Here is a 12,354-nt window from a genome sequence, read left to right as displayed (position 1 = left end):
GAGCCGTACATCCAGAGCACGTACCGGAGCCAGTGGATGGATTTTCCGGGAGCACCGAAGACCTTCACGGTGACCGCCGACCTGAGTGCCAACGAGGGGACGATGGGCTTCGGGGTGTCGCTGCTGAGTGACCAGCTGGGTCCGACGCGTACGACCACCGGCCTGGTGACCTACGCGTACCGGATCCAGACGGGTCAGAAAGGCTTCCTGGGCCTGGGCGCCAGCGTGGGGGTGTCCGAGTACATGGTGGACGGGGATGAGCTGGACCCGAACGATCCGAACGACCCGGAGATCCCGGGGGGCAGGATCAACCTGTTCACGCCGAACCTGAACACGGGGCTGTTTTACAACACCGACCGGTTCTATGCGGGCTTCAGCGTGTACAACATGATCGGCAAGAAGGCGCTGGAGAAAGAGGACATCGCCCTGGCGTACCACGACTTCCACTTTTACCTGACCGCGGGGGCGATGTTTGAGCTGTCCGAGCAGGTGGACTTCAAGCCGAGCTTTCTGGTCAAGCAGGTGAAAGGGGCCCCGACCAACTACGACCTGAACGGGATGTTCCTGTTTTTTGACCGGCTGTGGCTGGGGGCTTCGTACCGATCCAACGTGAACATCTGGGCCGATGAGCTGGACGAGAACCTGTCCAACCGGAACGCGGTGGCAGCCCTGATCGAGATCTTTGCCACGGACCGGCTGCGGCTGGGGTATGCCTATGACCACAACCTGAACGCGCTGCAGGACTACAAACACAACTCGCACGAGTTTTCGGTGGGCTTCTACATGATCCCGCGCACTGCCACGATGAAAAACCAAAGATGGTTCTGATTATGAAATCGAGCCAGCATGAGCAAGACAGACCCGGTCTGATGGGTATCAGAGGAAAGGTTCTTTTGGATACGGCTATGGGTATGGGAGATTCCATATGGCCGCTGAAAAAAAAATATAATCACATGAAAAAGACACTTACTATCCTGGGGCTCGCGGCCGGCTTATTTTTTGGCGCGACGGAGTTGGCAGAAGCCCAGCGGTCCAAAGTCCGCTATGCGGACGACCAGATGAAGCAGATGAACTACCGGCATGCGCTGGAGGTGTACCAGGAGGCGTATGCCAAGAAGCCCAACTACGCGACCGCGCGGAAGACGGCCCTGGCGGCCGAGCAGCTGCGGGACTACGAAAGCGCGTATACCTGGTGGAAGACCACGGTGGGCTACGGGCAGGCGGGCGGAGAGGACTATGCCGCCCTGCTGCGGACCGGGATCATGACCGACAACTTTACAGAGGCCCGGGGACTGGCCGACGGCAGGGGATTCAACGCCGACAGCCTGGGCATCCACCCGGGGAGTGTGCCGGCGGGCACCCGGAAGCTGAAGGTGGAAAGCATGGAAGCGCTGAACAGCAGCGAGTCGGATTTTTCGCTGGCCGAAGACGGGCTGGGCAACAGATATTTTGTGTCCGACCGGGGGGGAAGCTATCCGGACAAGATGCCGGGGATCCGGATCGACGGGAGGAACAAGATCTTCAGTGAGGAGAAGAGTGACTACACCGGACGGGGCTACTTCACGGTGTACCGTCAGGACAAGGACGGCAACATCAGCACGGTGGTATCGGATGTGCCGGGGACCAAGAGCTTTTCGGATCCGAGCTACGCGGGGGCCGACCAGTTGCTGTTTTACTCCGTGACCCGGTCGATCACCAAAGCCAAAAAGACGCGGGACATCACCGTGCAGCCGGAGATCTATTACAGCAGGGTGAGTGCGGAGGGCAAGCTCGAAGGGGCCATGGCCTTCCCGTACAACGATTCGCTGGGGTATTCGGTGATGCACCCCTTTGTGGACGAGGAAGCCAAGCGGCTTTACTTCGCCTCGGACATGCCGGGCGGCCTGGGCGGGTACGACCTGTACTACAGTGAATACAGCAAGACCGGCGACAGCCTGAGCTTCACCGCACCGGTGAACCTGGGCCCGGAAGTGAACAGCGAAGGGAATGAGACCCATCCTTTCAGAAAGAGCAACAAGTTTTACTTTTCCTCCGACGGCCGCGAAGGGCTGGGGGGACTGGACATCTTCGAGGCAACCTACAGCCCGACGGCGGTCGGCGGCACCCGCAACATGGGCACGCCGCTGAACTCCCTGGCCGATGACTTTGCCTACCGGGAAGGGAAGGACAAGACGGTGTACCTTTCTTCCAACCGAAAAGGCGGCCAGGGTCTGGACGACCTGTACATGGCCAAGGACCTGTACAAGCAGTTTTTGGCCCGGGTGCTGGACTGCAACGGGGAGCTGATCACAGCGAGCTACCTGGCGACCTTCCGGGACAAGACCCAGGGGATCCTGACCCCGACGGCCAGAAACGCCAAAGGCGAGCTGACCGCCCAGCTGGAGCCGGAGAGTGACTTTGGGATCACGATCAGCAAGCCGGGGTACTTCCCGCTGACTGACGAGAGCATCACGACCAAAGGCTTTGAAGGGGATACGGTAAAGCGGGAGTACCGCCTGGTGCCGATCCCGTACCAGCTGCCGGTGTATGTGGACATCGTGTACTACGACCTGGACAGGTATGTGATCCGCAAGGACGCGATGCCGATCCTGGACAAGCTGGCCGAGATGATGAAGAAATACAGCTTCCTGGACCTGCTGGTGGCCTCACATACCGACTCCAGGGCCAGTGACGAATACAACATCACGCTGTCCAACGGCCGGGCCAAGGCAGTGACCGAATACCTGGGAGCCAGGGGCATCAGCGCCGACCGGGTGAGACTGGAGTGGTTTGGGGAAAGCCAGCTGATCAACGACTGTGGCAACGGCAAGCCGTGCAACGAGGAAAACCACCAGCTGAACAGACGTTCCGAACTGGTGCTGGAAGCGTTCCCGGATCCGACCAAGCAGTATGAGATCCCGCAGGAGCTGAAGGACATGGACTTCTGCGAGCCCGAGGACATCTTTGAGAAGATCTCCGACGAGCTGAGCGAGATCCCGACGATCTACTTTGACTTTGACAAATCGATGCTGCGCAGTGTGCACAAGACCGAGTTGGAGCGCACGGCGATCCTGCTGAAGCGGATGCCGAACCTGATGCTGTACATCGAGGGGCACACCGACCAGCGGGGAGACGGGGAGTACAACAAAGCCCTGTCCGAGCGCAGAGCGCAGGTGGTGATGGAGTACCTGAAAAACCGGGGCGTGGAAACCAACCGGCTGGAGTCCCAGTGGTTTGGCAAGACCCGTCCGATCCACAACTGCGACGAGGTGACCTGCACCCCTGCGATGCACCAGCTGAACCGCCGGACCGAACTGCGCGTAGGCAAGTCCTCCTACGGCTACACCGGCAGACAGAAGAAAGTCGATACCCTATAAGCAAGTGACTGATTGATACGTAGTGCAAAAGGCCTCTGGGAAACCGGAGGCTTTTTGTGCAGTTCTCAAACCAATCGGAACCGATTTACTAGTGTTTACCGGATTTTAAGGTAGATGTATTGAAGAAAAGGACTTACCTAAATATGTCGGGATTATCTGGGCCTTTAAAAAAAAAACTGCATAAGTCAAGTCTTCGTTTTGAACTGTACTTTAAACCTCGAAGGATTTCATTAACCGCGAGAGCAACAGCACACTATGGACATTCAGTTTCTCAAAGATTCTGCGCTTATAGGTGTTTGCGGTAGAATATTGAATCTTTAAAATGTTGCTGATTTCAGGCAAAGACTTTCCCTCGTCAAGATGTTTCGCAATCTCCATTTCCTTTAACGAAAGGTTTTTAAAGGGATTGTTTGTTGTTCTTTCAGAATAGGAGGGTGACAGTAACTCAAGAAGTTTTGAGCTCACGTACTTCTTGCCATCCATCACTGTCCGAATAGCGAGTACAATTTTTTCATTTGATGCCGTTTATGCAAATTGGACGGTCCCTTTCTAAAAAAGGAGGTATTTGGGGGGGTAAAATCGCCCATGCTTTGACAGAAAGTTCAGCTCCAGAATGTGAAAGGCTTTTCTAGACAATTATAAAACCTCAATGAAAATCAGAATTAACGAATTTCTATATCAACCTTGTCTAAAATGCTTCGCCAAATTACCGTCTCGATAGACTTTAATAGAATCTCATCCCACGATGATTTACTGGCGGCCATGATTCCATTGGCAGACTTGGAGAGGAGTGATACCCTATATCTGGAAATCGATCTTAATGGTTCAGGGTTGATTTATCCTGATCTATTGCTGTTGCTCGTGGCAAGAGTGGAAGGCCTGAAAAATAGAGGGGTTGAAGTCAATTGTTCGTTAGTTAATCTCGCCCCCAATTCCAGCCGCGTGAATTATGCGAGCCGCATCAATTTTTTCGATTTTCTTGGGATCATTCTGGAAGAAGGATTTGTAAGGAGAGACAGACAGGGCAGATTTATCGAAATTTCAGCCTTCACCGAGACAAACATTTATCACGTGTTCGATGAAATCATGCGAATTCTAATGGTGAATGGTGTGAACGAAGATATGCTGGTAGTGCTCCATTTTTGCTTAAACGAAATTCTCGACAACACCCTAAATCACTCAAGTCCGGAGTTTAGATATGGTGCAGGAACTGGATTCGTAATTGCCCAGTTCTTCCCGACAGCAAGGGAGATCCGCATAATGATTGCCGATACCGGACAGGGAATCCACGCAGCGCTCACGGGGCATCCAAATTCGAGATTTAGTGATCTTTCCGAACCAGAAGCCGTATCAAGATGTATAGAAAGAGGAGTCACCAACAGTCTTGGCTTGGGATTTGGCTTATGGGCCACCTCTCAAATGATGATTAAGAATCAGGGGGACTTCAAGATCTATTCAGGAAGTTCTTGCCTTAGAAATGGGGAGTTATTGGAATCCCCACACTGGAATGGCACCATAAATTACCTGAGAATAAACACGGACATCCCGGTTAATCATATAGAAATATTTGGAGAAAAGTCGGATCAACTCGATATGTTTCAGGAGTTTAAGGATTCACAGTTTGGCAATCTTGAAAACCTTTGGTAGCTTCGCACATATTTTTAGAAATCAAAATGACACGAACAATCGCATTCAATAGCTTCTCCAGCAATCTGGGAACCAGGGTTCTTGGACAGGAGATACGTGCGCAAATTGAATCAATCCTGGATTCGAAGGATTTCGTTGTTTTTGACTTTGAAGGGGTTGAATTTGTTTCACACAGCTTTTCTGATGAGTGCTTTGGCAAAATACTTTTGAAACTTTCCTTCGAAGAATTGAAGTCTAAATCCACTTTTGTCAATGCCAGTGACTTGGTTAAAAAAACCATCGCTTTGGCTATCAACGACCGCCTGAAGGCCAGTTTAGCATACTGACAGGTTATAGAGTTTTAAGCACGTAGATTTTAAAGGTGTGCGACGGTATGCGTTCACCCATTCTGGGTCGTGGCTTCAAACCACGGCCTTTGGCGGATACAAATCATAGTTTAGTTAGGCGCGGTGGCCCGATTTGGCAGCGGGCCAGCGTTCGGCCTTGTGCGGTAAGGACCGAGCGTTAGAGATTAATCCGGTGGATTAATCTAGCGAGGGGCCAGCTTGCAGGGTAGGCCAAATCTTGATCTTTTGGTCCTTTTGGATCAAGCCAAAAGGACAAAGAGAAACAGACGGTTGAGGTAGTCAGATACATAGAGATCAGAGTGCCTCCGTCAGCGCCACACTCATGCCTGAATTCTTCACGGATGAGTGAAAGAAGTTTTTTCCTACTGAATGTTCTCATCCATCCTTGGTTTTTGGAGAAAATGGGTAAAGAAAGTCAAGTCGATACAATACCTCATACAATACCCCATACAATTGACCTGCCGGAGAAGGCGAGCCTGTCCCGAGTTTTTAATCCCGATCGTTACAGAATCCGGAAGCGAATCGGGAGTTTGGACCCGGTGTCCAGCAATATTCATCCAAAAAGTCCCATCGGGACGGCCGATTCCATAGCCAGCCATTTTAATGGCTGGAAAAAGGAAGATATTAGATTTCAGAGTCCCGAATCAAAAAGGTTTTTGGTAAAAATCCCAATACCGCATTCCCTTGGAGGATACGTTCCTAAAAATGCAATTTTCATTTCTTTTTAAGGTACGTAGAATAAACCGCTTATTTTTTTCTTGGGTTTCACAGCACTCCATAGACCACGGTTTAAACCGTGGTCTATGGCTTGAGGCTTGTTTCAAAAAACCATTTCAATGGTTTTTCCGAGGTGTCAAACCAACTCCACGCCTGACCTGCCTCAGCGTCCACAAACCACCCACATCAAAACGCATCTGAGAGCTAAAACCTCAGCAAAAAGAAGAGCCACTGAACCGGCAGCGACCCCGTTGCGTCCGGCGCGGGGCCGATTTGGCAGCGGGCCAGCGTCCGGCCTTGTGCGGTAAGGACCGAGCGTTAGAGATTAATCCGGTGGATTAATCTAGCGAGGGGCCAGCTTGCAGGGTAGGCCAAATCTTGATCTTTTGGTCCTTTTGGATTAAGCCAAAAGGACAAAGAGAAACAGACGGTTGAGGTAGTCAGATACATAGAGATCAGAGTGCCTCCGTCAGCGCCACACTCATTCCTGAATTCTTCACGGATGAGTGAAAGAAGTTTTTTCCTACTGAATGTTCCCATCCATCCTTGGTTTTTGGAGAAAATGGGTAAAGAAAGTCAAGTCGATACAATACCTCATACAATACCCCATACAATTGACCTGCCGGAGAAGGCGAGCCTGTCCCGAGTTTTTAATCCCGATCGTTACAGAATCCGGAAGCGAATCGGGAGTTTGGACCCGGTGTCCAGCAATATTCATCCAAAAAGTCCCATACGGGACGTCCGATCCCATAGCCAGGGGTTTCAACCCCTGGATTTCATGTTACAACCCAGTTCCAGAGTCCCATCGGGACGGCCGATTCCATAGCCAGCCATTTTAATGGCTGGAATAAGGAAGATATTAGATTTCAGAGTCCCATGGGGACGGACCATATCTTTTTCTTCCTCCTGATCGTTTTGGCTTTGGATGTAAGCAGCTCCGATCGAACCAGCATCTCCAAGTCTACCACTGCTCAAGCGCCCTCTCCTCAAGGAGAAGGGCGGGATGAGGTAGGAGAGAGCCTGTCCCGAGATTTTAATCCCGATAGTTAGAATCGGGAGCGTAGCGTGTTGGAAGACTTTCCAAGTTTGATTTATAGCCGATTAATTCGCAATTCGGTACTCTTGTGGCGACATCCCAACACGTTGCTTGAATAAACGGGTAAAATGCTGGGGATATTTGTAACCCATCTCATAAGCGATCTCGCTGATTGACTTGCTTCTGTCATAGATTTTTTCTTTGGCAAGGTCTATCACTTTAGCCTGTATAAATTCAAGGGCGGAAATCCCGGTTTCTTTTTTTACCAAGTCACCAAAGTAATTGCTAGAGAGATTGAGTTTATCAGCACACCATGCCACTGTGGGTATTCCATTTTCTTGTGGCAGTTCGGATTGAAAATATTCCTTGAGCAAGCTTTCGAACCTGGTCAAAATATCTTTGTTGACCGGTTCGCGGGTAATGAACTGACGATCATAAAAGCGCACACAATAGTTCAGGAACAGTTCGATATTACTTAGGATCAAAGTCTTGCTGTGTTTGTCGATGCCACGTTCCATTTCTTCACGGATTTTTCTGAAACAATCCAACACAATCAGCCTTTCGCTTTCCGAGACATGCAAGGCTTCGGCTACATCATAGTCGAAGAATTTGTACTCGCTGATTTTCTTACCAAGGAAGGTACCTTTTATTAAATCAGGGTGAAATACCAAAGCCCATCCTACGGGCTGAATCAATATCTCTTCAGGTGAATCAAATCCAAAAACTTGTCCGGGACTGATGAACAGTAAGCTCTCTTCTTGATAATCGTAGGTGTTTCTCCCGTATTGAAAATCCTCACACCTCAGGTCTTTCAGGAAGATGATGTAGATCTCAGACAGACAGCGGTAGGGCTTTATAGGTGAAGATTTGGTTTGATCCAATACACTCACCAATGGATGCAAAGTCACCTGTCCCCTTTTCGAATTGAATTGCGTGACGCTTTGAAGTCTTTCAATTTGGTCCATGGTCTTCAGATATGGAACAAAAATAAACCAAACGGGCGCGTGTTGTACAACGAAATACCGGAATCAGTAAAAGTGGTAGAGGATACCGTAAAACGGGTAAGTGCCTTCTTTTGATGAGGTTACATCTTTGCATAGTCAATCGAATCTATACGCGGTCAAATAAAATCTACTGTATGAACAGACGTGATCTTTTGAAATCTGGCTTAATAGCTGGTACCGGGGCGATGCTCACCGGTTCACTGGCTTCAACCGCAGTCGCTAACACGGACAGAAGGAACATTCCTCAAGTTGGCGGATGTACAATTATAACCAAAAAGCGTACGCTTGGAACTGGCAAGGCAGCTTTAACGGTGCCTGCACTTTATGTTGGTTGTATGGGGATGCAAAGTGGACGTGGTTTGACTCCTGATGAAAAGTCAATGGAAAAACTGATCCAACAAGCTTATGACCGTGGGTGCAATTTCTTTGATACAGCCGAGGGCTATAGTGGTGGAAAGAACGAAGAGCTGCTAGGCCGTGCTATTGCATCGATCAGAAAGAACGTTCTCATAAGTACGAAGTTTACAGTCGATCTCACGAAAAATTCTCCTGTGAATGATAACCGTCCCGAGCGGATCAAAGCAGCATGCGAGGCATCTCTCCGAAGGCTTAAAACGGATGTTATCGATCTCTACCATCAACATCGCATCGACCGTTCTGTTCCAATCGAAGATGTTGCAGGTGCGGTATCAGATCTTATTAAGGAAGGAAAAGTCCGCTATTTCGGCTTGAGCGAAGTGAGCGCCGAAACAATCAGACGCGCTCATCAAGTGCATCCGGTCACTACCGTGCAAAGCGAATATCATCTGATGTTTCGGAAACCCGAGACAGAGGTTTTTGCAACTCTCCAGGAACTCGGCATAGGTTTTACAGCCTATAGCCCAACAAACCGTGGCTTCCTGGGTGGTTCTTTGACGGAGTATGCAGATATGAAGACAAATGATATTCGCGGAGATTGGCCTCGCTTTACACCCGAAGCACTTCGAGCGAACGCACGCATTCTTCAAGTTGTGAGTGACTTTGGAAAGACGCGCGGGATGACATCCGCTCAAGTCAGCATGGCTTGGATGATGCACAAGTATCCGTTCATCGTACCACTGTTTGGAACAACGAAACTGTCGCATCTCGAAGAAGATTTGCGAACTGCTGACTTTACACTTTCTCAAAATGAAATTACCGAGTTGGAAGATAAAGTCTCTAAGTTCCCGGTAATGGGAGAACGATACGATGCCACACAGCAGGAGCGTGTCGAATGCTAGAATCTATTCACGAAATGGTATAAATAACAATTATGAGACTTCATCCATGGATCACGATCGTGGTCATGATCTTTACCTTCACAAACGGTGTCAACGCACAGCATGACAATGACGCAATTAAAGCTAAGACTGAAAGGAAATATCAGGCCAAAGCTCCTCCAACCCAACCATTCGGCCAGGAAGCATTTGGAAAATCTAAAGAGACAACCATCCGTTGGCTGGGCATGGGCGGATTTCTCATCAACAGCCGCGGCACAACACTAATGGTTGACCCGCTGCTGAAGGGTTTCGATATGCCGGTCATGATCGACTTTCCAATTAAAACGGAGGAGGTTCCCAAGCTCGATGCTATTCTCATTACCCATAGCTAACTCACGCGATTAGGGTGTTAATTCTACTTCGATTGGTTTCGCCGTATCTCCGGAGAAAACCGTCCAGACTTCAGCGCGTATTTCAAAACTCCCCGTCCAAAAGTCAATGAAATGTCATAGACAACCCCAGAAACGACATGAACAGGACCTTTTTCGACATGAAACTCAGTCAGACAGCGGCTAGGCAAGGATTTCCTTAACTGTTCGATGATGTTAGTGCAGAATGAACTCATCTTCAAATTTCTAGGACATACAGCCGATATTTGTGGACAAACGGACGAAATGGAAGCACTAAATTTTTCCGAATACCAAATCCCGAAAATGGCCACGTTAATTCCTGTTTGGAGGGGTTTTTTCCTCCCGAAATGCTCGATTTTCCAACCCTGTATTTTTTATTTAAAATGCAAATATCTAGGACGAAATGGAGGGATTTGAGGACAAACGACCCTTTGACAGGGATTAACTGTCGAAATGTAGATGGGCTTCGGGTTTTTAGGATATCCATAAGAATTGAGGAAGGCTTCATGTTTGATTTAAGTGTTAATAGGTTGAATTTTAACTATTTAAATGACTTTTTAAACGTCAAATGACGGTATTTTCGCAGCGGGTAAATTTTTCCGACAATTGTCGGTTCTCCAGGCGCAGTTCCTTAGATTGAAGTCTGAAGATTCATCTGGATTTCTGGCTGAATAAATTTCCTAATGAATCCTTCTACATTCAAGAAATTGGTATAATCAGCAGGGATTTCGGTATAATTGACACCTGAAAGGGTATAACTGGCAATTTCCAGATGCTGTGTAGGCCTAATTTCTCTCGGGTTGTAGTTGTTCTCCTCCCACGGCCGCAGTCTCCGCTAGGCCGAATTTGTAATTCCGCCTTTTTATTTTGGGGATTCGTAATCTCCTTCACCCTGTTGTTCTGTTTATCCACCGAAAAGACTTACATAGGTCACTTCCCGCCGATTTTAAATATTTTTCCCAAGTAGTATCCAGGCTTATTTCCATCGACTCTTCTTCGACTCTTCTTCGAGTCTTCTTCGACTCATCTTCGGGTTTCTAGCGAAGAAGAGTGGAAGATAAGTGGGAGTTGAGTCAGGGGATAATGCTGAAACAAAGCCGTATCTATGGGACAACTGACTTTTTGCTTTTACCGGCAAATACTGAGGTATAGCCTTGCCGGCTCCTCACCATTTACATTCCCGAGGTCCTGCCCCTGCTTCTCCTGAAGCTGGACTATTTACCAACCAACCGCCTTCTCCGTACCTCGGCATCAACTGCCAGCTACCCACGATATCCCTGCTCCGAGGTCAATGGCATTTTCCATTTTACCGTGGGTTCCGCTGCGCTTCACCCACGGCTATTGAGAGGTTTGACCCATTCTGGGTCGTGACTTCAAACTCCGGCCTTTGGCTGATACAAATCCCAGTTCGGATAGGCGCGTGGGCCGATTTGGCAGCGGGCCAGCGTCCGGCCTTGTGCGGTAGGAGCTTGGCCAAATCTTGACCTTTTGGTCCTTTTGGGTCAAGCCAAAAGGACAAAGAGAAATAGACGATGGAGGTCCCAAAGGCCTCACCCGAGTCTTACCCAATGCTGGACTTTTACATCTCCGCAATCAACATTTCGTTTTCCGTTACTAATCCATGTAGAAGCAAATATCAAATCATTTAAACCTGATAGTCAATAGGCAGGGACAAACGACACCACAGTAGGGACAGACAACGGAGTTTGAGTGAGTTTTGGGACGGACAACGCCTTTTTGTATAAATGCTGGCGGACTGCGGTTCATAACTTGTTCGGAATAGGTGCTGATGAAATTTCTCAAACGATCTCCAGTAAACCGAAAAAATGGCATAAACGACGCGATTTTGGCATAAACGACCTTCCGAAGAGGCATATTCCGCAAGTCCGTGGAACTGTGCAGGCTAATACCTAATCGATTGCCAAAAAATGAATAAACCGGGACAAACGGCTGGTCAGTAGGGACAAACAACGGAGTTTTAATCAATTTAGTCACGAATGACACCCTGTGGCACTGCTTCCCCGACCGCGCCATTGAAAAGGGCAGAAGCAGGGCAATCAGCAACTCTGTTCCGGGTATAAGAAATGCTAAGTACTCTTCCAGCCAATTTGGCGTCGGCTGATTCAGAAAAGCCTTCCGGCTGTGCTCAAACCGTAAAAATTTCTCCAGGCCTGTGTATCCAAAAACAAGGATTAAAACTGAACTCAATGCTGTATCCAAACCCTTCATAGCTCCGCGAATTAGTTATTCAAATTTCGCGGCACAGAAAAGATAAAAGCAATTATTGGCCACATACACCCCCTTCCCAGGGTACAAACCCCTCAAATCAGGGTACGAAACCCTCATCTAACATCCCGACAACAGTGCAGCGGACCACCCCGCCTCGCCGTGGTCTGTGTTCTCACAGACCACTCCGAAATGAAATTCGTCCTCAGCAACCACGATCTCCGTACCTCGGCTTCTACACCGATTTACTCACTATATTCCTGCGCCGAGGTCAAAACATCTGATCCATTTTACCTGGGGTTAAAATCGAGCATGACCTACCGTATGATATCCATGCATTAATTTCCTCCATGCGAGATTCCATGTGACCATT

10 protein-coding genes are annotated in these 12,354 nt (G+C 48.9%); 7 read left to right on the top strand and 3 right to left on the bottom strand.

The features are described from left to right. Together G459_RS0123655 and G459_RS0123650 are read left to right on the top strand one after the other, a co-directional pair. Window positions 1-828: PorP/SprF family type IX secretion system membrane protein (locus G459_RS0123655; protein WP_026969673.1), on the top strand; the 828-nt coding region annotated here is incomplete at its 5' end. Between the two features lie 125 nt (window positions 829-953). Continuing rightward, on the top strand, window positions 954-3,356 hold the full coding sequence (locus G459_RS0123650; protein ID WP_035456758.1) for an OmpA family protein: 2,403 nt from the start codon (window positions 954-956) through the stop codon (window positions 3,354-3,356). A 210-nt stretch (window positions 3,357-3,566) separates the two neighbouring features. Here G459_RS0123650 and G459_RS30685 read toward each other — a convergent pair whose 3' ends face one another. Beyond that, window positions 3,567-3,839, bottom strand: coding sequence for a helix-turn-helix transcriptional regulator (locus G459_RS30685; protein ID WP_051315404.1), 273 nt, complete (start codon window positions 3,837-3,839; stop codon window positions 3,567-3,569). Window positions 3,840-4,049: 210 nt separating this feature from the next. Here G459_RS30685 and G459_RS0123640 point away from each other — a divergent pair, with 210 nt between their 5' ends. The 3 genes from G459_RS0123640 to G459_RS30040 all read left to right on the top strand — a co-directional run bounded on the left by G459_RS0123640 (window position 4,050) and on the right by G459_RS30040 (window position 7,117). Further along, window positions 4,050-5,003 carry an ATP-binding protein gene (locus tag G459_RS0123640; protein WP_026969808.1) on the top strand — a complete coding sequence of 318 codons (954 nt, stop codon included), beginning with the start codon at window positions 4,050-4,052 and terminating at the stop codon, window positions 5,001-5,003. Between the two features lie 26 nt (window positions 5,004-5,029). After that, window positions 5,030-5,329, top strand: a complete 300-nt coding sequence (locus G459_RS0123635) for an STAS-like domain-containing protein (protein ID WP_026969807.1) — start codon at window positions 5,030-5,032, stop codon at window positions 5,327-5,329. A gap of 1,614 nt (window positions 5,330-6,943) precedes the next feature. Next, complete coding sequence (locus G459_RS30040) at window positions 6,944-7,117, top strand: hypothetical protein (protein WP_157373439.1); 174 nt, start codon at window positions 6,944-6,946, stop codon at window positions 7,115-7,117. A gap of 51 nt (window positions 7,118-7,168) precedes the next feature. Here G459_RS30040 and G459_RS0123615 read toward each other — a convergent pair whose 3' ends face one another. Continuing rightward, window positions 7,169-8,068: a helix-turn-helix domain-containing protein gene (locus tag G459_RS0123615; protein WP_026969804.1), complete on the bottom strand. Its 900-nt coding sequence runs from the start codon at window positions 8,066-8,068 to the stop codon at window positions 7,169-7,171. Between the two features lie 173 nt (window positions 8,069-8,241). Between G459_RS0123615 and G459_RS0123610 the strand changes: the two genes are divergently transcribed. Together G459_RS0123610 and G459_RS0123605 are read left to right on the top strand one after the other, a co-directional pair. Next, a complete protein-coding gene (locus tag G459_RS0123610; protein WP_035456888.1) occupies window positions 8,242-9,366 on the top strand; it encodes an aldo/keto reductase in 1,125 nt (374 codons plus the stop codon). 32 nt (window positions 9,367-9,398) lie between these two features. After that, the gene (locus G459_RS0123605) at window positions 9,399-9,737 is read left to right on the top strand and encodes an MBL fold metallo-hydrolase (protein ID WP_026969802.1); all 339 of its coding nucleotides are present in this window, start codon (window positions 9,399-9,401) and stop codon (window positions 9,735-9,737) included. A 1,659-nt stretch (window positions 9,738-11,396) separates the two neighbouring features. Here G459_RS0123605 and G459_RS30680 read toward each other — a convergent pair. Further along, window positions 11,397-11,984 (bottom strand): MauE/DoxX family redox-associated membrane protein, encoded by a 588-nt coding sequence (locus G459_RS30680; protein WP_035456881.1) that lies wholly within the window; start codon window positions 11,982-11,984, stop codon window positions 11,397-11,399. Window positions 11,985-12,354: the final 370 nt, after the last annotated feature.

The sequence above is a fragment of the Algoriphagus terrigena DSM 22685 genome (assembly GCF_000429445.1).
Taxonomy (GTDB): Bacteria; Bacteroidota; Bacteroidia; order Cytophagales; family Cyclobacteriaceae; genus Algoriphagus; species Algoriphagus terrigena.
This window is presented reverse-complemented; position numbering and strand designations above follow the sequence as displayed.